The organism is Citrobacter sp. RHBSTW-01013, from assembly GCF_013781985.1.
GTDB classification, from domain to species: domain Bacteria; phylum Pseudomonadota; class Gammaproteobacteria; order Enterobacterales; family Enterobacteriaceae; genus Citrobacter; species Citrobacter braakii.
Map to the genome: position 1 here is coordinate 2,332,940 of NZ_CP056185.1, position 19,538 is coordinate 2,352,477.

At 45.9% G+C, this 19,538-nt stretch carries 21 protein-coding genes and 2 pseudogenes; 7 read left to right on the plus strand and 16 right to left on the minus strand.

Going from position 1 to position 19,538, the window contains the following annotated elements:
• Nucleotides 1–113 precede the first annotated feature (113 nt).
• Together HV350_RS11310 and HV350_RS11315 are read right to left on the minus strand one after the other, a co-directional pair.
• On the minus strand, nucleotides 114–845 hold the full coding sequence (locus HV350_RS11310) for a MerR family transcriptional regulator (protein WP_032931597.1): 732 nt from the start codon (nucleotides 843–845) through the stop codon (nucleotides 114–116).
• Nucleotides 846–1,066: 221 nt separating this feature from the next.
• On the minus strand, nucleotides 1,067–2,278 hold the full coding sequence (locus HV350_RS11315) for a diguanylate phosphodiesterase (RefSeq protein WP_016156768.1): 1,212 nt from the start codon (nucleotides 2,276–2,278) through the stop codon (nucleotides 1,067–1,069).
• 318 nt (nucleotides 2,279–2,596) lie between these two features.
• Between HV350_RS11315 and ycgZ the strand changes: the two genes are divergently transcribed.
• The 5 genes from ycgZ to HV350_RS11340 all read left to right on the plus strand — a co-directional run bounded on the left by ycgZ (nucleotide 2,597) and on the right by HV350_RS11340 (nucleotide 4,383).
• A complete protein-coding gene (gene ycgZ, locus HV350_RS11320) occupies nucleotides 2,597–2,833 on the plus strand; it encodes a regulatory protein YcgZ (RefSeq protein WP_016153345.1) in 237 nt (78 codons plus the stop codon).
• 42 nt (nucleotides 2,834–2,875) lie between these two features.
• Nucleotides 2,876–3,148 carry a hypothetical protein gene (locus HV350_RS11325; protein WP_016153344.1) on the plus strand — a complete coding sequence of 91 codons (273 nt, stop codon included), beginning with the start codon at nucleotides 2,876–2,878 and terminating at the stop codon, nucleotides 3,146–3,148.
• 34 nt (nucleotides 3,149–3,182) lie between these two features.
• Nucleotides 3,183–3,449, plus strand: coding sequence for a biofilm development regulator YmgB/AriR family protein (locus tag HV350_RS11330; RefSeq protein ID WP_016153343.1), 267 nt, complete (start codon nucleotides 3,183–3,185; stop codon nucleotides 3,447–3,449).
• Between the two features lie 128 nt (nucleotides 3,450–3,577).
• Nucleotides 3,578–3,832 (plus strand): hypothetical protein, encoded by a 255-nt coding sequence (locus tag HV350_RS11335; RefSeq protein ID WP_181630497.1) that lies wholly within the window; start codon nucleotides 3,578–3,580, stop codon nucleotides 3,830–3,832.
• Entirely contained in the window at nucleotides 3,832–4,383 is a 552-nt protein-coding gene (locus HV350_RS11340) for a LuxR C-terminal-related transcriptional regulator (protein WP_016156766.1), read from the plus strand. Before HV350_RS11335 ends, HV350_RS11340 begins: the two co-directional genes overlap by 1 nt.
• A 142-nt stretch (nucleotides 4,384–4,525) precedes the next feature.
• Here HV350_RS11340 and HV350_RS11345 read toward each other — a convergent pair whose 3' ends face one another.
• The gene (locus HV350_RS11345) at nucleotides 4,526–5,317 is read right to left on the minus strand and encodes an SDR family oxidoreductase (protein WP_181630499.1); all 792 of its coding nucleotides are present in this window, start codon (nucleotides 5,315–5,317) and stop codon (nucleotides 4,526–4,528) included.
• A 148-nt stretch (nucleotides 5,318–5,465) separates the two neighbouring features.
• Here HV350_RS11345 and HV350_RS11350 point away from each other — a divergent pair, with 148 nt between their 5' ends.
• Nucleotides 5,466–6,359: a LysR family transcriptional regulator gene (locus HV350_RS11350; RefSeq protein WP_016156764.1), complete on the plus strand. Its 894-nt coding sequence runs from the start codon at nucleotides 5,466–5,468 to the stop codon at nucleotides 6,357–6,359.
• A gap of 24 nt (nucleotides 6,360–6,383) precedes the next feature.
• Here HV350_RS11350 and HV350_RS11355 read toward each other — a convergent pair whose 3' ends face one another.
• Both HV350_RS11355 and HV350_RS11360 read right to left on the minus strand, forming a co-directional pair.
• Nucleotides 6,384–7,373 carry an aldo/keto reductase gene (locus HV350_RS11355; RefSeq protein ID WP_181630500.1) on the minus strand — a complete coding sequence of 330 codons (990 nt, stop codon included), beginning with the start codon at nucleotides 7,371–7,373 and terminating at the stop codon, nucleotides 6,384–6,386.
• A 26-nt stretch (nucleotides 7,374–7,399) separates the two neighbouring features.
• A complete protein-coding gene (locus HV350_RS11360) occupies nucleotides 7,400–8,251 on the minus strand; it encodes an aldo/keto reductase (protein ID WP_181630502.1) in 852 nt (283 codons plus the stop codon).
• Between the two features lie 863 nt (nucleotides 8,252–9,114).
• Between HV350_RS11360 and brnQ the strand changes: the two genes are divergently transcribed.
• Nucleotides 9,115–10,233, plus strand: coding sequence for a branched-chain amino acid transport system II carrier protein (gene brnQ / locus HV350_RS11365; RefSeq protein WP_249418036.1), 1,119 nt, complete (start codon nucleotides 9,115–9,117; stop codon nucleotides 10,231–10,233).
• Between the two features lie 115 nt (nucleotides 10,234–10,348).
• Here the strand turns inward: brnQ and HV350_RS11370 are convergent.
• The 11 genes and pseudogenes from HV350_RS11370 to HV350_RS11415 form a co-directional block, all read right to left on the minus strand.
• A pseudogene (locus tag HV350_RS11370) lies at nucleotides 10,349–10,699 on the minus strand (IS30 family transposase); the annotation flags it as partial.
• A gap of 516 nt (nucleotides 10,700–11,215) precedes the next feature.
• Complete coding sequence (locus HV350_RS11375; protein WP_131346163.1) at nucleotides 11,216–11,569, minus strand: hypothetical protein; 354 nt, start codon at nucleotides 11,567–11,569, stop codon at nucleotides 11,216–11,218.
• A 103-nt stretch (nucleotides 11,570–11,672) separates the two neighbouring features.
• Nucleotides 11,673–12,881, minus strand: a complete 1,209-nt coding sequence (gene hxsC / locus HV350_RS11380; protein ID WP_181630505.1) for a His-Xaa-Ser system radical SAM maturase HxsC — start codon at nucleotides 12,879–12,881, stop codon at nucleotides 11,673–11,675.
• Nucleotides 12,878–14,335: a His-Xaa-Ser system radical SAM maturase HxsB gene (hxsB, locus tag HV350_RS11385; protein ID WP_016153333.1), complete on the minus strand. Its 1,458-nt coding sequence runs from the start codon at nucleotides 14,333–14,335 to the stop codon at nucleotides 12,878–12,880. Before hxsB ends, hxsC begins: the two co-directional genes overlap by 4 nt.
• Nucleotides 14,336–14,553: 218 nt before the next feature.
• A complete protein-coding gene (hxsD, locus tag HV350_RS11390; RefSeq protein WP_032947106.1) occupies nucleotides 14,554–15,027 on the minus strand; it encodes a His-Xaa-Ser system protein HxsD in 474 nt (157 codons plus the stop codon).
• Complete coding sequence (locus tag HV350_RS11395; protein WP_131346154.1) at nucleotides 14,978–15,298, minus strand: hypothetical protein; 321 nt, start codon at nucleotides 15,296–15,298, stop codon at nucleotides 14,978–14,980. The genes hxsD and HV350_RS11395 overlap by 50 nt, the downstream gene beginning before the upstream one ends.
• A 400-nt stretch (nucleotides 15,299–15,698) precedes the next feature.
• Nucleotides 15,699–16,057 (minus strand): annotated as a pseudogene (locus tag HV350_RS26645) (DDE-type integrase/transposase/recombinase); the annotation flags it as partial.
• 302 nt (nucleotides 16,058–16,359) lie between these two features.
• Complete coding sequence (locus HV350_RS11400) at nucleotides 16,360–17,424, minus strand: alpha/beta fold hydrolase (protein ID WP_016153329.1); 1,065 nt, start codon at nucleotides 17,422–17,424, stop codon at nucleotides 16,360–16,362.
• A gap of 135 nt (nucleotides 17,425–17,559) precedes the next feature.
• A complete protein-coding gene (locus tag HV350_RS11405; protein WP_047358267.1) occupies nucleotides 17,560–18,321 on the minus strand; it encodes a carboxymuconolactone decarboxylase family protein in 762 nt (253 codons plus the stop codon).
• Nucleotides 18,299–18,778 carry a cupin domain-containing protein gene (locus HV350_RS11410; protein WP_016153327.1) on the minus strand — a complete coding sequence of 160 codons (480 nt, stop codon included), beginning with the start codon at nucleotides 18,776–18,778 and terminating at the stop codon, nucleotides 18,299–18,301. The genes HV350_RS11405 and HV350_RS11410 overlap by 23 nt, the downstream gene beginning before the upstream one ends.
• A gap of 107 nt (nucleotides 18,779–18,885) precedes the next feature.
• Nucleotides 18,886–19,533 carry a DUF4405 domain-containing protein gene (locus HV350_RS11415; protein WP_016153326.1) on the minus strand — a complete coding sequence of 216 codons (648 nt, stop codon included), beginning with the start codon at nucleotides 19,531–19,533 and terminating at the stop codon, nucleotides 18,886–18,888.
• Nucleotides 19,534–19,538: the final 5 nt, after the last annotated feature.

Sequence of the window (19,538 nt, forward strand, 5' to 3'; positions counted from 1 at the left end):
AAGTCAGGCGGGTGGGGAACACAGATTCATTGGATGGCATTCAAAATAACCACCCAAAAAATGAGAATTAGTAAGATTTATCTTACTCAGCTCATTACTGCGATACATGTTGGTTACGGGCTGTGAAAAATGACTTTATAACCTTGTTCGTTCCAGTGTTGTAGAAGTTCATTTTGTCTGCGGGTTGGCGTAATACCAGTCCAGACAAAAAGCGTTTGCCCGGGGAAGAGTTCAGGTCTTGGCGATTCAATGGGTTCAGCAAGCACGGCAATATGCCAGCCCGATTGCGATAAACGCCAGGCTTCGAGCCATAAACGGGTTCGGTCTTCAACATCCCAGGCCATCAGGATGGCATCTTTCCCTGATTTGCGGCGCGTTTCAGACAGCAGGGTGGCTACATATTCAATCAATGCGCCATCAAGCATACTGTTCATGATGCGGGATGTATTATGGTCAAGTATCAACCGCTGACGTACAGGAAGATAAACGCGATCAATCAACGCATCTACGGGGTAGGCGCGACCGAGTGCGATAATTTTGGCTCGCAGCTTCGGGGGATACGCCATACGAAGAATGCCCATCATCTCTTCTTGCAATTGATTCCAGTCGTCGTCAGTTTCACGGGTACTGGTTTCCAGCAATGCTTTAACTTTGCCAACGGGTGTGCCACTGCTAATCCAACGTTTTATTTCTTCAATACGTTGAATATCCTCTTCATCAAAGAGTCGGTGGCCACCTTCGCTGCGTTGAGGTTTGAGTAAACCGTAACGTCGTTGCCATGCCCGAAGGGTGACAGGATTTATCCCGCAACGTTCTGCGACATCCCCAATGCTGTAATAAGCCATAATTCCCCCAGACACTCATGATTCTCCGTCACCGATATGCGGTTCCTGCTACTTTGTACAACATGCATCAAATTGTACAAAACATACATAGGATTCTAGCAAAATTAAGATTTACTTTACTATCACGTAGGGAGTAAATGCTGAATTTTTATGTTCAGCATAAAAGAGGTGGCGGGATTATTGTGTAATAACAATACGTTAATTATTATAACGCTGAGAAATCATTTTTTCTCTGGCCACGCGACAGACGGAGTACCATTCAGGCAGGCTCTTGCAAACAGGTTACCCTGGAAGATCTCAATACCCGCGGATTCAAGCCACATCCACTCTTCAGGTTTTTCGACGCCGACCGCAGAAATCATAATCTCCAGTGAAGCGCAGCATTTGATTATGGCCTGAATGATGGCCTGCCGTGGTCCACTTTTATGCACATCAGTGATGAGTTCGCGGCTTATCTTAATTCGGTCCGGTTGAAAGCGAGACAAAAGCTGAAGCCCGGCAAAACCTGCCCCGAAATGATCTATCGCCACACATATTCCCGCTGCCTTGAGTGACTTCACGGCCTGCGCGAACGTATCAAAACGCGAAATAACTTCACTTTCGGTAAACTCAACAATGATTTGTTCAGGCACCAGTCCATGCGCCGCGATTTCGTTTATAAGAAAGCTGACTGCATCGGGTCTGTTTACCAGGGTCATGGGTAACAGATTAACCGACAGCATTTTGTGATTAAGTCCCAGTGCGCTTGCCATTGCAAATGCAGTCTTTTTGCTCTGCAGATCAGCGGTATACACATCTTCAGGTTTGAATTTGTCAAAATACGTTGCGGGCGTTTCACCGTCTTTACCGCGAATAAGGGCTTCCAGCGCAATGACGCGCTGTGACATAGGATCGATAATTGGTTGAAAAGCAAAGCTGAAATCTGTATCTGACGGGAGTGTGCTTTCATCCAGGATGGTACAGGTATTGTCGGTTATAAAACTCCAGTAATCAGGCGCAGGTATTTCAAAATAGCTCGATTTTTCCGTGGCGAGGACAAATGTGCGGAAAAACTGTAATGCTCTGTCATCATACGTGAGCTGAAATTTGGACGTACCCTTATTGAGTACAGCTTGCAGGACGTCATTCCGTTCATGTTTTTGTAAATCAAATAACTCCATCCCTACATTTCCGAATCTTCTCGCAGGCGCGTAATCACACATCAGTTCAACGATATTGTGGTGCCGAGGGTCGTTACAAATACAACGATAGATCTCTTTTACCTGCTCCTCTGGGCCTTCAAGCAGTTGGAAAAAGTGATGGCCGTTAAAGAGTAAGATCCCCGTAACATCTGATCGCCTGTTTTTGATATTTGCGGCTGTCACCATATCCTCAAGCGCTTTGAGAGGGGCGTCTTCACGTAGATGGCTACGGTAAATAATGGTCGTGAGCATGGACAGTCCGGGATCAAGGAAGGAGAAGAGGTCTGGTCAGTATCAGACAAACCAGGTTACGCCCTGATTTTAATACATAATTCTAACTTTGTCTTTACAAGTAATCGGGCTAATACAGATCAATTTCATTGATAATACAAAGTGATTTGTACAAAGAAATTGAATTTCATGGAGATCTTAATCATCGTAACAACATGATTTAATTGGCTTAGCATTTTTTGCTAAAAATTAGCGTGCTATGTTGTACGCATTTTCGGTACAGCTTTGCTACTGTTATAAAACTTAATATTCACCAGCATTTTGTTACAGGAGCACTCCATGCAGCAGCATACCGTTCGCACTGATTCTGCAAGCGCGATTTCTCGTTACTTTGCTAAAGCGCATCTGCCAACCCAACAGGAAACGTTGGGCGAAATCGTGACTGAGATACTAAAAGATGGGCGCAATCTCAGTCGCAAATCACTGTGTACCAAACTTCTGCACCGTCTTGAAAATGCATCAGGTGAGAATGAACAGAAACATTACAATGCGTTAATCGGCCTGCTTTTCGAATAAAATAAAGCCCTACTATGATAATGGGTAAGTAGTGAAGGAGTTATGAAGAAACCTGACAGTGAACGCTTGAAACATGAAATTACAGGTTTGGCTGTGCTAGAAATTTTGCGAATGCATAAAGACGTTTCGTTAGCTGCACTGATTAAGCAATTGCGACTTATGCATGCCAGTGAAATGGATGGTACACGTAAACAATTAATTGACAGCGTTATCAATGATTTCACAAATGTTAATCCGGGGAAGATAAGCAGAAAACCGGAAAAAACGAGAGATGAGAGTGCTTTCAGTGCCAGCAAAAACCCTAAATTACATTAAAGATAATTCTCCAGACTATACAAGCGAGGTTACCATGCTTCATGAAATTAATGTCCACAGTGTAATGACGGATAAAGCTTTATCAAGTTACTTCCATAATGCAGGTGAACTATTAGCAGATGAGTCAGTGGTATTGGGGCAGGCGGTAACAAATGTAATTCTGGCAGGTGATAATGTTAATAATAAAAATATCATTTTAAGCCTGATTAGTTCGCTGGAGTCAACAACTGACGTTGTCAAGGCAGACATTATCAGAAAAACCCTGGAAATAGTGTTACGTTATACGGCTGATGACGTCTAATGAGATAGCACATTAATATAAATACACAGCACAATTATTGTATGATGTAAGTTCTGTCGCTTCGCTGTTTGGATTAAGACTATACATAGCATCCTCTTATTTTTATGACTGCATATTATGGAGTTGATATGGCTAATTCAATTCCGGAAGATTTTATTTTCCGCTGCGCTTTGTATAAGGATATAGAGCGTAATGTCATGTTAAAACAGGGTTGTATCAGTAATGATGTTCTTGTTCAGGCATTCAGCACGCAGTTGAAGAATGAGAAGAATGAGAAGAATGTGATACTGACCGATCTCTATTCACAGATTCTGGCACATCTTCAACTCGATAAAACTTCGCAGCCCGGTGAGGTCAATGGTGATTTTTCGTTGAGGTCATAATGATGAACATCGTGCAGGAACATGCTGGAAACGCAGTTTTATGGATTGATGATATCTATATCAGGCAAGGGTTAAAGAATATCCTTGCAGATATCGTTTTTGAAGATGACAAGGCGCGACTTGTTTTCTTCACCGCTAATCACTTTGACGCGGTAAAAAAGCAAAATTACGATCTGAATACATATCGTCTGGTGCTGCTGATTGATGGCCATCTGTATCAGTATCTCAATGACATCTCACTTTACAGACTGCCAGTAGATAGCGATGTTGCCTCAATCAAGCAATTTATTATTGATATTACTCGTGCTGGTGGTAAGCACGAGCATCAATCGGAACTCAATATCTCCTTGACTGCGCGAGATAAATATATTTTAACGCAGCTAGGGGAGGGGCGAACTGTTTTTGAGATATCTGCCATGTTAAATCTACACTTAAAAACCATTTACCAGGCCAGGCAGAATCTGATCAAGAAACTTGGTTGCTCAGGGCTGATTGATTTTCAGGGAATACTGCAAGCGCAAATATTCCGGAACTGGCTGAAGCATGCCTGATCATCGATACGCTAAACTTACCTTCAGCGATTTGTGTACGTTTAAATCAATCGCTCGGGTTATCTCATCGATGATGTCTTCTGTTCTGAACATAAAATAACGCTCATTATAAGAGGGCGATGATACAGCCTTGTCGGGATTCTTATGATTTATTTATAGATTTCAGCAACCCCGTGCGGTTCAGCTCGTTAATAATGCACTCAGGTTCTTCACGCAGAGGCATATTGTCTATATCTAAAACGCCGTCATTTTTTTGTGGATCATCAGCCTGCAGGTCTGCAAACAGTGGAGTAAGATCCGGCGGTGCTTCGCCTCGTTCGGCCACCAGCTCAAACGTTTTATTTTTTGCCGCCTCGTTAGTCAGGGCACTGACCAGAACCTGGGCGATTTGCTGCCTTGATATCACACCATCTTCTGGTGTTCCTGCATGGCGACGATCCCCCTGGAGCAAAACGATTCTGTGTTCATCATCATTGTTGTAATCAAACCAGCCGGGTCTGACGATGGTATACGGGTGACCACTCGCTCTGACCAGACGTTCGGCACGTCTTTTCCAGTCATGAACCTCAGTGCGTTGATTCCAGGTGCTGAGCCGTTCAGTCACGCCAATCGTGGTCATTAAACCGATGCGTACAGGTGTATCCCTGAAGAGTCGTAAAATGTTACGTACACCGCCGTAATCTATCGCTCTGGCGCCAATACGCCCCTGGCCATCGGAACCGAGAGTGAAGATGATGGCATCAATATCTTTCGGCAAATCGGTAAGTGTTTCAGGCATTGAAACATCGCCGTAAAAAACATCCGTTCCACGCGGAAGTAATTTTACTTTCCGTTTATTTCTGACCAGCGCCACGGGCTGATGGCCCATTTCGATAGCGGTATTTACGACATGAAGACCAATACTTCCGGTCGCGCCTGCAATGAGTATTTTCATGATAAACCTTCTGATAATTCAGACATATTTTCTCTACAGCCAGAATATCAATTATCATTATTGTCAGTAATAGGGCTAAAATGATTGTGTCTATGAACACCCTTCATGAGTGCGCGATGAAGGGAATGCCACCATAAGGAAATCGCCGATGCTCAAAGAAAACTTCAACGAACTGCAAATCTTTCTGGTGGTGGCAAGGGAGCGAAGTTTTACCAAAGCAGCGGGCAAACTGGGTGTATCTCAGTCTGCACTCAGCCATGCGATGAAGGCGCTGGAGGAAAGGCTCAATATCCGCCTTCTTACCCGCACGACCCGAAGCGTTGCTCCTACGGAAGCCGGTGAGAGAATTATTGCCTGCCTTGAACCGCGTATTGCCGATCTTGAGCAGGAGCTGGAATCGCTGGTTCAACTGAACGGCACTGCCTCCGGCAATATCCGCTTATCTGCTGGGGAGCATGCCGCGCGAAGTTTGGTATGGCCAAAGTTAAAACCTTTCCTCAGGGAATATCCGGAAATTAATCTCGAACTGGTGGTTGATAACGGCTTTGTCGATATTGTTGAGGGCCGTTTTGATGCCGGGATCCGCCTGGGCGAAAGCGTGGATAAGGATATGGTTGCTGTAAGAATTGGCCCGGACATGCGCATGGCCGTGGTGGGAGCACCGTCTTACTTCGCGGCAAACCCTGCACCTGAAACGCCGCACGAGCTACAAAATCATCGGTGCATCAATATGCGCCTGCCGACTGCCGGTGGGCTTTATCACTGGGAGTTTGAGAAGGAAGGGAAACCGTTACGGGTCAGAGTGGAAGGGCAGGTAACGTTTAATCAGCAGGCAGAAAGGATTGATGCTGCTTTATCCGGTTTTGGCATTGCCTGTATGCCTGAAGACAGGGTGCAGGATTATATAAAGTCAGGAGAGCTTATTCAGGTTCTGCAGGACTGGTGTCCATCTTTTCCCGGCTATTATCTCTACTACCCGAGCCGTAAGCAGCACCCGCCCGCATTTGCGCTGATGATCGATGCACTTCGCTACGCCCAATAACGGGTCCGTAGACCCGTTCGGGTATTAACGGCCTACGCGGGCCAGGTGCTCAGGAGAGTAACGTTCACCGACGATGTTAATCGTTTCCAGCGCCTGGGTTATCTGCTGCGTATCTTTCGGCGAAAGAATGATGTCGGCAGCCCCCAGGTTTTCCTCCAGCCGGTGTAGTTTGGTGGTACCAGGGATAGGAACAATCCACGGCTTTTGTGCCAGCAGCCATGCCAGCGCGATTTGCGCAGACGTCACGCCTTTCTCTGCCGCCAGTTCACCCAGCAAGGAGACCAGCTTTTCATTGGCTTCAATTGCCTGTTCGGCGAAACGCGGCACTTGGCTTCTGTAATCATCCTTGCCAAAAGTGGTTCCTGGCTTAATCGATCCCGTCAGGAAGCCTTTGCCTAATGGGCTGAAGGGAACGAAACCAATACCCAGTTCCTCCAGTAACGGCAGGATTTCCTGCTCAGGTTCGCGCCACCACAGAGAGTATTCGCTTTGCAGCGCAGTGACCGGTTGTACGGCATGTGCACGACGAATGGTTTGTGCGCCCGCTTCGGACAGACCGAAATGTTTGACTTTGCCTTCCGCTATCAGGTCTTTCACAGTTCCCGCGACATCTTCAATGGGGACATCCGGGTCGACACGGTGTTGATACAGCAGATCAATGACATCAGTATTAAGACGGCGTAATGATCCTTCCACAGCTTCACGGATATGCTCAGGACGGCTGTTTAAAATCTGCTGCTTGTTGTCCGTGCCGAAGGTAAAACCAAACTTGGTGGCAATAACCACACGGTCACGAAACGGTTTTAAGGCTTCGCCTACAACCTCTTCATTAAGAAAGGGGCCATACACTTCAGCGGTATCGAAGAAGGTGACGCCACGTTCAACCGCAGCGCGAATGAGCTCGATAGCCTGACGGGTATCGGTCGCCGGACCGTAGCCGTGGCTTAAGCCCATGCAGCCGAGCCCAAGCGCGGATACTTCGAGTCGGGATTTACCCAGATAACGTTTTTGCATTGAATGAATACCTCTTTTATCACGACTTAAACATCAAGTTTGCGGCCGGTCAGCCATTCCACCATCGCCGGGTCGCGGTGAGAGAAGAAGGCGCTGGTTGCAGTGTCGAGGGCAGCAATCTGCAGCATATCTTCAGAACTGAGTTCAAAATCGAGAATGTTAATGTTCTCTGCCATGCGTTCTTTGCGCACCGATTTCGCCAGTGAAATGATGCCTCGCTGGAAGATCCAACGCAGAACAACCTGGCCCACGCTTTTGCCGTACTTCTGACCAATTGCCGTTAATACGGGATGCTGGAACAGACCATTTTTCCCTTCAGCAAACGGAGCCCAGGCTTCCGGCTGAATGCCACGGCTTTGATTCCAAGGAACGGCATGCAGCTGCTGGTTGAAGGGGTTAACTTCAATCTGGTTTACCGCAGGGGCAACGTTGTTGAAGGCGATAAGGTCGGCCAGTCTGTCAGGATGGAAGTTGCTGACGCCAATGGCGCGAATTTTTCCTGCCTGTTGCAATTCTTCCATGGCACGCCATGCCCCATGAACATCACCGTAAGGCTGGTGAATCAGATACAGGTCAACATAATCAAGTTGCAGACGATTCAGGGAGCGTTCGAACTGGGCTTTAGCGCCTTCGTAATGAGTATCCTGCAGCCACAACTTGGTCGTAACAAAGAGTTCGTTACGGTCGATACCGCTTTGTTTCAGAGCGTTCCCGACCTGGGTTTCATTCTGGTAAGACGCGGCGGTATCGATCAGGCGGTATCCCGTATCGATGGCATCAATCACGGATCTTTCGCATTCAGCGGCATCAGACATTTGAAACACACCAAAGCCCAGCAGGGGCATTTCAATACCGTTGTTCAGTTTTACAGTTTGCATGACGTTATCCTTTGGCTGTTGTCGAGGAAAAGCATAACGCAAAGTTATTTATTCGATTAGATGGGGTAATTAGCTAGGGTTTATTAGATGTGTTCATTAATTTGTGGCGTGCTGACGGTCAACTTTTTGTCAGAAGCGGCTGTTGCTAACTCCCCACGATAATAATCGTTGGGGTTCTTCTCAAGCACAGAGCGTTGAACTTTTTTGTTAATGCCTGAGCGATAGTGCTTTTCCCACTTCCTGGCAGGAAGCTGAGGATGATTAGCATAGTTTGGCTGTGAAATGATGAAATCAAAAAGTATTAAAACACACTACTCCCTGACTTGGGGGAATTTGCGGCTCTATTACTACAAGTGATATGACAAGCGTCGAAAAGTGTTACTGCCAGCGTTACTCGTGGCGACCTCTGGGTCTGCCCGCTTAGCCGTTCCATGCCAAAATCGGATGTAGTTGGTATTGTTAATAAGTTAACAAATTATTAATTCATCAAAAAATATACATTACCGTAACAAGGAATATATTTTTTAACTGCTCAACACTCCCCTATAAATATTAAACACATGCTTGTTTGCATCTACCTTTGGTTGAAAGTCATGTTGTCGTATGTTTATTTAACTCGTTACAGCTGGAGTTAGGAATATTGATTAGAAGAAAATACTGGAGGTGATAGCAAAACGGTTAATAATTGTTCTCTGAAAAGTATAAATCAGTGATAAAAATCACAAAACAATCTTAAATTCGGCTAATTGTCCTGTAATCTATATTATCTCCACTAAATGAATCGCACAAAACCTGAGCGTTTTTTAAAAAATATGACAAAGAATTGTAAACTGCCTCTATCCGAGACCATAGCTCTTGGGGGGATGACGCTGGCTCTTTTTCTTGGTGCTGGCAATATTATATTCCCGCCGCTGGTCGGCATGCAGGCGGGCGCAAACGCCTTTAATGCAGGCTTTGGCTTTATCATCACAGCGGTTCTGTTCCCGGCGCTGGCGATTATTTCCCTTGCCATTAATGGCGGTGATATCGCGGAATTAACGAAACCCTTAGGCAAATGGCCGAGCCTGATTTTTATTGGCATTTGCTTTTTAACGCTGGGGGTTTTATTTGGTACGCCACGCACCGCGACGATTAGCTACGAAGTCATCACCGATGGCGCAGCTAGTTCCCTGATGCAGAAGATTATATTTTCCGCCGCGTTCTTTGGCCTTGCTGGCGCGACGCTGGCTAAGCCGGGGAAAATGCTGGAAATCGTCGGTTTCTTCCTTTCGCCCATTAAAATTAGTGCCCTGATTTTTATCGGCATATGTGCCTGGTTACATCCGATTGGTGACCTCACGACCGCCACAACCGCATATCAAACTCGCGCGTTCGATACAGGGTTCGTCAACGGTTATCAGACCCTGGATGTGATCAGTGCGCTGTGCTTTGGCGCCATTATCACCCACACGCTTAAACAGCGCGGGATCCACCATCCGCGGGGCATCTTTACCCATTCCATCGCCGCAGCCTTTATCGCCGCGGCAGGTCTGGCCGTGATTTATATCTGCTATCTGTCGATGGGGGCCCACAGCCCGGTGCGGGGCGCAACGAATGGTATGCAGGTGATGAGTGCCTATGTCGAGACTGTTTTTGGCGTTTATGGCCGGGTGTTGTTGGCGGCGATCATTACCCTCGCCTGTCTGGTCACGGCCATTGGTCTGACGACCGGAACGGCGCGCTATTTCAACCAGACGACCGGTGCGTCTTATGGGCTGCTGGTGACGCTCTCCCTGATGGCGTCAGCAGCACTTGCCGTGCTGGGACTGAATTCCCTCACCGCAATGGCGGTTCCCGTGCTGTGCGCCATTTATCCGGCTGCGCTGGTCGTGGTCGCGCTGGGCATCGTTAGAAAATGGACAGACGTGCCGACGAATCTGTATCAGTTGCTTTTCTATAGCGCCCTGGCAGTGGGAATAATGAGCTTGTTTGTAAAATCCTGAATGAACGCTGCGAGTTCGGAAGTTGTCTTTTCAGTTAGCAATTGAACTTCAACTTCCGCTTTTAGCTCGCAGCGAACATACAGCCCAGTTTGATTGTCCGCTAAGTTCTGTGAGTTCAACCGATGGACGCATCACACTTATTGAACCTCTCTGCGGGTGATTCATAGTTTAGTGTTTTTCTCAACCTTTCGTTGAGCTGTCTGGCAACACTGTTAAGCCTTTACTGGCTGTGAACCGATAAGTCAGTTCCTTTTGGTAAATATTGTCTGAGCAATCTATTCGTATTTTCATTTGAGCCACATTGCCAGGGAGATTGAGGATCACAGAAATAAATCTGAATGTCTGTGGCTACAGTAAATCGGGTGTGGCTGGTCATTTCAGCGCCACGACCCCATGTTAATGTTTTATAAGGCTCAACAGGTAATTCATGAGCTTGTTTGATGAGTGCAGATATAACCGTTATGGTCTTGTTGTTCCTGATTTTGCTCAGCAATTGAGCCTCTTGTCCTGGATAAACAATTACTACGAGATCGCGAATATTTTTCCCTAGGCCTTGAATTTAAGGATAAAAAATAGAAAGGCCTAACAGGCCGAAATATAACATGCCTGACATTTTGAATGCCATTTATAAAGAAAGTAAGTTTCAGTGGTAGGCGTATTATTTTAAATTCAGCATGTAAAATATAAATAAACTGATGGATATGACATCCCTGGATGATAGTTTGAATATATATTTGGCACGTTTTATGTAGGAGTGGTTAAAACGGCATCGCCAAAAACTCTTTCGCTGAATACTCTGACACTAAAACACCCAGATAACTTTGAGAAGTACTCTTAGCAGTCCTATCAAGATACGAGATCCCGCTCAGAGAGGCTCTTCATTAAATCCAGGTGTTTTATTTTAGATATCTAAAGTGAACTGTAAGCATCCTAGTGAAAAATATTCACTTTTTGACGCTAGTTCTGTTTTTCGCTGTATCTTTTAATTAGAAACATCATCTAACTTTCCCGTCACGGCGCATCGCGCATACTCGCCACGTGAACGTGCGTTATCACTACAATATTTTTGTATTTCTGGTGTAGTTTCTGGTGCTTCTTGCAAATAGCCAAAGATAGTAACCAGTCCCGCGCTTTGACACGCTTCTGCATATGCATAAGTTGCTTTTTCTTCAAAGGTTTTGCGCTGATTTGGATTTTTGAGACCATTAGAGTTGAAATCTTCCAAACGCTTTATAGCATAATTGCAGTCTGCTTGATTAATATCTGCCGCATAAACACTGCTAATCAGCGTCAGAAATAGTAAGCCCAATACACTAATATTTAATTTAAACATCATATATCCTGTTCAGCATTCTTAGTATTTATAATGACGAAAGGTTGCGGCAACTCAGTTATAAAACCTGTATTGAGAAGTATCTCGCAACGCTCCACGATTCTGTTCAGTCACTAACAAAGGGTTTAATATGTCTGGATAGCCAAAATTTATCTGTGGATGAGTTAAAAAATCCGCAACAGTTGTTGCGCTTACAACAGTGCTCACAGGCGGGGTTCCAACTATTTTTAAAGTCACTGATGCTTTGTTTACAATAAATATGAGTATCAGTATTCACAACACACAAAGGTAGATTAAAAACCCGAACATCGATACCATAAAGCTGAAATATTTCAATAGTTTCAGAAAGAATATCTTTATACTCCCATGGATCGATAAACACTGTATCACGATTAAGTTTTGCATATCCCATGTTCTCCATCCCCATCAGAGCGACGTGTTTCACGAAGAACAGGTTACGGGAAATAAATTCAGCCAGCGCAGTCAGATGTTTCACTGTGAGTTTATTCAACACGACACGCAATTCGATACTGATGCCGTGCCTGTAGCAATTTAGTAAGCCGGCCATCGTTTGCTCAAAAGCACCTTCACATTGAACCACATAATCATGTATCTCTGAGGCATGCCCAAAAAGTGGAACTCCAGCGAGTAGTTGATGATTACCCACCAAGGCCAGGCGAGCCGTATAGTGCTCATTACTCAAAAAACGACCGTTGGTTAGCAAATGAATTAACGTCTGCTGGTTTCTGCTTGAGATACCTTCAATAATGCGCAGTAATCCATCGTTAAGCATCGTGGGTTCACCGCCAGTAATACACAGTGATGCAGGGAACAGTTCATCATCAATCAGGCTCAGAGTTTGCAGAATTCTGTGCTCAATAGATCTATGGTTGACCTCTGATTCTGGTTTTGGCGGCTGAGGGCACATAATGCAAAGGTTATTGCAGACTTCAGTTACAAGGAATGCATTGTTCTGCGAGCGGGCACGGAAAAGACGATGAATGCGCCCACGTTCACTTACAGTAATGACGTCGCCATGACTGAATACTTTGTCCTTATCGACAATAATTATCGGTATCTCTTTTTGCGATTTAATAAATTCCAGGCGCGGGTCATCAAAGGTACAAATGATAGCGTAGACATTATGCAAAGGTGGTAAGGGGGCTTGCATGTGTGGTGACAAGTAAAGAATGGCATCGTCCACACTTTCATTCGAATCTGCGACAACTTTACCAAACAGTGGCGTATTCAAGTGCAATGTGCTATCTGCCTGTGTAGAAAGAAAAAGCGTATCTTCTGCGTAATGTGTATTCACTTCATACCCCACTGCATCAACAAGCGGCGAGTTTCATTATCACCCTCCGTGAATCTTTTAATGACCATGTTAATAATGCCCCTGTTTTTTACACAGAATTCATCTTTTCCTGGCTGCCCAAAAGTTGACCCTGTCACCTGATATCTGCGAATAGGATCTGCACCGCAATAAGGCGCGAATGCGCAGTCAGAACATACCGGTAGGCAGTCATTTACTCCCGCAGCTGCCAGGTCTTGCATAACAGGACCAAAGAACAGTTCTTCGGGACTATTCTCAAAGATGTTCCCCATTTTGAAATGCTGATCGCCCATTTCTGCCATCATACGGCTTTCATCACTCGGGTAAATATTGCCATCATAGTTGTAGAGTGTTACGCCAAAACCTGAGCCACAAGGAGACTGAAGGTCTACAAATCCCGCAGCCCACGGGGTCATGAGCTTTTTCATGATCAGGCTGGCATAGGATTCACGGAACGTAATACCATTGCGGTTTAGGCAAATAATGTAATCGAGGCATTTCTCATAAAATGCCAGAAACTGAGCAGTGCTATAGCCGACTTTATGAAAATATTTTTGGGCAAATCCATAGGGGTTAAGTTCGCGGATGAAGATACTGCGAAACCCCTGAGCAACATATTCATCGATTATTTCATGTGGCATTTCAAGACTTTGCCTGGTAGTAGTCATCAGTGCGCTTACCCTGTCAAACCCCTTCCTCCGTTTGATTTTATCTAGAGTCGCGACTAATGCGTTCCAGGCACCATTGTTGCCATACCTGCGGTTAGCATCATGTAATTCCTGTGGGCCATCCAGTGAAGTACTAATTGAAAACTGATGTTCAAGCAGAAATTCCAGGTCGTCATCATTCAGTTCGCACAGATTGGTACAAACTACGAACTGAATATCCTTTTTCGTGCCCTTTGACTTAACCAGTGAAACTGCTTGCCGGATCAACGTCATATTTAACGTTGACTCTCCCCCTTGAAACTCCAGGGTTAACTTATCAGATGGCATAGACAGAAATAATTCAATGCTCTTTTCGAGAACGGCCGGACTCATATCATAGCGAGATTGATCAGACTGGCAGGTTTTACGTGATGCCTGACAATATACACAAGAATTATTGCACCTTACTGTTAGGACAAAGATATGCAATTGAGAGAAGTTCTCGAGAAACGCTTTTTTCGTTCTATATCGCGAAGCGAGTAGCGCTATTTGGTTATTATCAATATTCTGACAAACTATATGTTTGGCTTTCAGTTCATACCAAAGCATTGCATCTTCGATTTTTTCTTTTTTTATCAATGTAGAAAGTTGTGGCGGGTTGAGGCAAATCCACTCCCCGTAATCTGTCGAAAGGAAATAGTTTCCACTTTCAAGCAAACTAAATCGGAACGGAAGAAGTTGATATGCCTGGCGGACAAATGTTGAAGGTGCTTGGAATTTAACGCTCATTACTCATCATGTCCTGTATGCTTAACTCAAGGATATTATTGAGGAATGTGTTAATAATGAGCACGCTTTCTGGCTGGTGCTCTGCCTTTACGCTCATTTTCAGGCAAATTTCCTCGTTAGCATCAAACTCTACGCTCATATAGTCCGAAAATTGTCGGGCCATATTACAGATAGATTCTGGAGTGTAAAAATCGGGATCTAGTTTTATTAACATAAGATTACACTGCTGATACAAGAATAGTTAAATCGTCACTCTTATTCTGTACATTGATGAGTGAAGCAGCAGGAGAAAATGCTTTTTTAATGATTTCCTCATGTAAGGAAGATGTTTCCTGCAGAACAATTTGGCGCATCTGATTATCATTAAGTAATTGCAGAAAATGTTTTACAGTATTGCCAATATCATAGGTATTTTCAATTTTGTTATAAAAATAGATTCCCGTGGAATCATTTGTTAATTTTACTGCGTGAATGAAGTAATCATCTGTTAGCGCATAGCAGCTCTTCATTATTGCTTCTGGGCAGTAAAAATCTTTATTCAACGATAGCATAAAGAACTCACCCAACGCATTTCTTCCTTGCACAACATTATCCATCATCATCACCTTCTGAAAGGGCCAGCTTTTAGGCTGGCCTTGTTTATTAGCACGTTGAACCTGGTGTGCATGAGTAGTGGCTGGAATGGCTGGCATGACTGGAGTGGCTGTAATGCGCAGCGAATGCCTGTCCATCTAAAGACGGTTTAGACAGGATTATTGCCGTATTGGTTTGCTGTACGGTGTGATTAATGGTTGCTTGTGACTGAATAGTAGAAATAGGGGGTTCGCTGCCGTTGGATGCCATTGCAGGAGCACTTACTCCGGCAATCACTCCGGCAACTATCCCTGCCACAATTGGCGTAATACTTTTATTCGAAAGTTCGTTTACGGAACCTTTTGCAACTTTTGGCAATGCTTTCATCATTAATCCTTACCAAAGGTGAGAAGACAACAGAATTGTTATCATGAATATAATAAATCACGAATATATTTAATCGACGTGATATTTGCATTTGATATTTGATTTAAATCATATGGAGAGCGATCTGCAATATTTGAGTAAAACTTTTTTATTTTTAATAACATTCGTATACATCCTCTATACAAGTGCTTTTAGATGGGGGATTACTTATGTTATTCATGGTGTTATGATTAAAGATGACCCTTCGATTGGTCTTTAGAGATACACTTACGATTAATTGAATAAGAATAATTATCATGAGCGGGCTTTGTAGAATTAATCGAACTTTGATCCTATCCAAGTAATGTGAACACAGCACTATACGAGGTTCTGGTTTTCAAATTTGTTCCGGGCTAAGGCTGCCGCAGGCATTGTCGTCGCAGCCTTCTTTACACTCATGCTGCCACGCAGAATATGCCGCTTCAGCAGGGCCTGATATTCCGTTGAACAGTACTGACCTCCCCTGTTGATATGGAAAGTGAAATTTTCCGAGCGTTTTTACCGCTACTGCGCCATTTGTAGTGCATCGCAGGCAAGCTGATCCGTCATTTGTGATGACAGTGAGGAACTGATAACCGCGCGGGCTCACAGCTCAATGACCACCGACAGATAAAGCCAGTCTCCATCGATACATAAGTATGTGGTATCACCAGCCCATTTCTGATTCGGTTCGCTGGAGTAAACATCCTGTTTCAGCAGATTTTCCGATACCCGTAGAGGATACATACAGGCGGAGTTCGTGAGCTGCGGCAGCAACACCGATGCGTTCGGCAAGCTTCAGAGCATCACGGCGAAATTCAGGCGTGTGCTGTTTGCGAGGCTTTTGGTTGTTTATACAGGTTTTGTCATAAGTCACCTCTGGTGGAGAGTTTACTCGCTTGCGGATAGCTAAATTTGTTCACTTTAACAGATATATTAATTTCCGCTCCTCGCTCAAAACAGACCGTCACGCCCCATTTTATTTTTTTGATAAAACTGATGCTTGTATTGAGCCTTCATTAATGAAGGCTCAATACTATCTCTTCCTATTGCAGATCTTTCTCCTTCAGGAATTGACTCACCAAATCAGCAATCTGCACGTTATTCAGATCCGAGAACGGGAAGTGGGTATTGCCTTTGATTCCTTCCTCGGGCAGATGTGTCACAGTGACATCCCCGCCATGCTTATTCACCACGTCACGCCACTCGCGAGCCATTGCCAGACGTACGCGCCAGCTGTCCTGCGCGGGCATGGCGACAGGTTTATCCGGGATGTTATCGCCGTAAATAATCATAATCGGAATTTTAGTCAGTGCCATAAACTGCTCCATCGGCACCGGTTCACCCTTCAGCGTGTCGAACGCGCTTGGCATTGGGGCAGGGAGCTCTTTCTCCGGGAAGACAAAGCTGCTACCAGGCTCGAAGGCGACAATGGCTTTGACCTTGTCATTTTTCATCGCCGTGTACCAGCCTGGTCCGCCACCCTGAGAGTGGGTGAAGAGGATAGCCGGGCCAGATTTATCCACGACGGCGGACATCGCATCAGAGATAACATTGATATCAAACGGCCCGGTATTCGGGGTCATCTGACGGAAATACTGATTCAGGGCTTCTTTGTCGTGAGAAAACTGAACGCCCTGAAAATACTCTGGCCACACGCCAACGCGGAACTGGTTAAACCACATCTGTTCATCCGGTTTAGGCGTAACCGTACCTTCTACCGTCGTGCGCCCGGCGCTGCCCCGACGCGGCTGATCGACCAGATAAGTTGAGAATCCACGACGCAGGAATATGTTCTGGAACCCTTCGCGACCATCCGGCGTGGTTTCCCAGGTGCGGGAGAACTGACCTGCGCCGTGCAGCATGACGATAGGGTATTTATGCGGATTTTCCGGAATTTGGTAGAACACAGATGCATGATCGCCATGCCAGGTTTGACCCGCAGAGTCCAGCGGTGTTTTCGCGTCAAATTTCCCTGGTGCGGTGATGATAGTGCCACCAGCAGAAAAGCTTCCCTGTTCCTGAATGACCAGCGGCTCGGCGTATACCGACTGAGCCACCATGCCACCCGCCATCGCGCAGATGGCCAGCGTTTTTAAGACAGTTTTCAAGATTACATCCTCTGTTATGTTTGCCGTTCAATCATATCTGAGTTGTCAGCGTGAATTATTTAGCACCTTTGATTGCCCTTATTTGGCAGACTCATGAATGCGGAGGATTAGCACCGTATCGTCTCAAACCAACGCCTAACTGTTTGCTAACGCCCGTTGCAGCGCCTGTTCCGCCCGCGTAGCCGCATCTTCTTCGCCATTTTCACGAAGAACTTGTGCCAGTTGGCGCAGTTGCGCTGCCGTCAGGCCGACTCGCATGCTGGCTCGCGTATGCGATAACAGCTGAGCTTCAACGCCCGGCGTGGCGGCTAATGCGCCAACCGTTGCCAGCTCGCGGCTTTGCCAGTCGAGGTTATCGCGGGCGAAAATGTCGCCGAACAGATGCGTTTGTAGGAATTGATTAATGACCGGGGCAAAATCAAACAGAGGTCCCTGGACGGGGGCGCCGGAGATTTTAGTCTGGTTTGCGGTACCGACACGGCGAAGCTCATCTCCGACAGGGATGGCGGCGACCGGCTCTTTACCTTCAACGTCTTCAACGCCACGTTGTTTACGTGCTTCGACGACTTTCATCAGTTCATTCAGCGCGTTCAGGCTACGGGGAAATCCCGTATAGGCATAGAGCTGGACGAGAATCTCTTTGGTCTCGTTTATCGTGAGTCCTGCATCAAGCCCCTGATTCAGTGCCGCATTCAGCTTATCCATCTGACTGCTGGCCATTGATGCCGCAATCAACGGGATGGCTTGCTGGCGAGCTGACAGCGTATCTGAAACCGTTTGTTCGTGGTTCATTTCTGAGGCTCCTTTATTGACGGGCGCAGCATGTGCCGTGAGACCCAAACCAAAGGTCAGCAGTACCGCTGCCGTTAATGCCTTAATGGGCGTGGTATTGTTCATCTGTCACTTTCTCCATCCAGTTAACGCTTTTGCCATCCACAATCCCGGTTATCGCCAGGTGCGTCATTGCGCTGCCGGGTGCCGCCCCGTGCCAGTGTTTGACGCCCGCCGGGCAAGAGACAACGTCGCCAGCGCGGATGACCTGCACCGGCTGGCCTTCTTGTTGGGTAAGCCCAACTCCCGAGGTCACAATCAGCCGCTGGCCTGCCGGATGCGTATGCCAGGCGGAACGAGCACCTGGCTCAAAGGTGACATAAGCCCCGGAAACGCTAATTTCGTTATCTGGTTTGAAGAGAGGATCAACCCGGACGCGACCGGTAAAGTTCTCTGCTGCCCCGTACACCGCATTCTGGCTTCCGGCGGTGGCGATATGGACAGCGGGATTTTGCTCCGCCGCCCAGGATGAAAACGTAAAGAGGGGCAGTAACAGCCCGAGGTAACGTAAATGTCTGATCATGCAAAGCGTCCTTATCTACAATGATGGAGAGGGTCTGCAATGATTCTAATCAGGGGGAGATGTCGTCAGACTGACGCCAGCCTGACAATTCTGTCAGTTAACCCTTATTATGGTGACGCTGCTTTGTCTTTTCTAAAAATAAGGCACCAAAGCGAAAACCGTGTCATTAATGAAAATAAAACAATGATGGCCAGGTAGCGTAGATAAAAAAGTAGGGCAGATTCATCGTAATCGAAAAAGGAGAAATCGACCTTTATCAACAAATAATCGAGATAGTCCTGGTTCAGTAATTCGTACAATCCCAGTAGTGCGATTAGCGAAAAAACTCCTGGCATCATGACATTTGCAAAGAATGAATTGCTGGAGATGTTCAGGACCCGGCAGAAAAAAGTCGCCAGCATTTTCCAGTGCAACCCGATATGCAGCGCCAGAATGAGCATTCCCCAGTGGACCGACGTCATGTGTACTTTCCTGATCCAGCTCGCCGGGTTGTGGAACGCCAGGTCCAGAAGGATATGTCGGGACAGCATCATGCCCGATACAATCGCGGTCAGAATGACAACGAATGTCACTGCATTAATGATTCTGTTAACTACCAGCATGGTTAACGGAATATTGGGCGACAGTGACCACAAGCGATGCCGGTTAAGATATAAATGCAGCATGATGAGCAGCGTAAAAATAATACCCGCCCATTCATGCACGATTTCACCGTGAAGGTGAAATCCCATCAATACCAACAGAAGTAACGTCATCAGCG

What these genes read in the sequence shown, in the direction of transcription:
- HV350_RS11310 (WP_032931597.1), bottom strand. Translation starts at nt 845, where the DNA reads ATGGCTTATTACAGCATTGGGGATGTCGCAGAACGTTGCGGGATAAAT.
- HV350_RS11315 (WP_016156768.1), bottom strand. Translation starts at nt 2,278, where the DNA reads ATGCTCACGACCATTATTTACCGTAGCCATCTACGTGAAGACGCCCCT.
- ycgZ (WP_016153345.1), top strand. Translation starts at nt 2,597, where the DNA reads ATGCAGCAGCATACCGTTCGCACTGATTCTGCAAGCGCGATTTCTCGT.
- HV350_RS11325 (WP_016153344.1), top strand. Translation starts at nt 2,876, where the DNA reads ATGAAGAAACCTGACAGTGAACGCTTGAAACATGAAATTACAGGTTTG.
- HV350_RS11330 (WP_016153343.1), top strand. Translation starts at nt 3,183, where the DNA reads ATGCTTCATGAAATTAATGTCCACAGTGTAATGACGGATAAAGCTTTA.
- HV350_RS11335 (WP_181630497.1), top strand. Translation starts at nt 3,578, where the DNA reads ATGGCTAATTCAATTCCGGAAGATTTTATTTTCCGCTGCGCTTTGTAT.
- HV350_RS11340 (WP_016156766.1), top strand. Translation starts at nt 3,832, where the DNA reads ATGATGAACATCGTGCAGGAACATGCTGGAAACGCAGTTTTATGGATT.
- HV350_RS11345 (WP_181630499.1), bottom strand. Translation starts at nt 5,317, where the DNA reads ATGAAAATACTCATTGCAGGCGCGACCGGAAGTATTGGTCTTCATGTC.
- HV350_RS11350 (WP_016156764.1), top strand. Translation starts at nt 5,466, where the DNA reads ATGCTCAAAGAAAACTTCAACGAACTGCAAATCTTTCTGGTGGTGGCA.
- HV350_RS11355 (WP_181630500.1), bottom strand. Translation starts at nt 7,373, where the DNA reads ATGCAAAAACGTTATCTGGGTAAATCCCGACTCGAAGTATCCGCGCTT.
- HV350_RS11360 (WP_181630502.1), bottom strand. Translation starts at nt 8,251, where the DNA reads ATGCAAACTGTAAAACTGAACAACGGTATTGAAATGCCCCTGCTGGGC.
- brnQ (WP_249418036.1), top strand. Translation starts at nt 9,115, where the DNA reads ATGACGCTGGCTCTTTTTCTTGGTGCTGGCAATATTATATTCCCGCCG.
- HV350_RS11375 (WP_131346163.1), bottom strand. Translation starts at nt 11,569, where the DNA reads ATGATGTTTAAATTAAATATTAGTGTATTGGGCTTACTATTTCTGACG.
- hxsB (WP_016153333.1), bottom strand. Translation starts at nt 14,335, where the DNA reads ATGAGCGTTAAATTCCAAGCACCTTCAACATTTGTCCGCCAGGCATAT.
- hxsD (WP_032947106.1), bottom strand. Translation starts at nt 15,027, where the DNA reads ATGCCAGCCATTCCAGCCACTACTCATGCACACCAGGTTCAACGTGCT.
- HV350_RS11395 (WP_131346154.1), bottom strand. Translation starts at nt 15,298, where the DNA reads ATGATGAAAGCATTGCCAAAAGTTGCAAAAGGTTCCGTAAACGAACTT.
- HV350_RS11405 (WP_047358267.1), bottom strand. Translation starts at nt 18,321, where the DNA reads ATGAACAATACCACGCCCATTAAGGCATTAACGGCAGCGGTACTGCTG.
- HV350_RS11410 (WP_016153327.1), bottom strand. Translation starts at nt 18,778, where the DNA reads ATGATCAGACATTTACGTTACCTCGGGCTGTTACTGCCCCTCTTTACG.
- HV350_RS11415 (WP_016153326.1), bottom strand. Translation starts at nt 19,533, where the DNA reads ATGACGTTACTTCTGTTGGTATTGATGGGATTTCACCTTCACGGTGAA.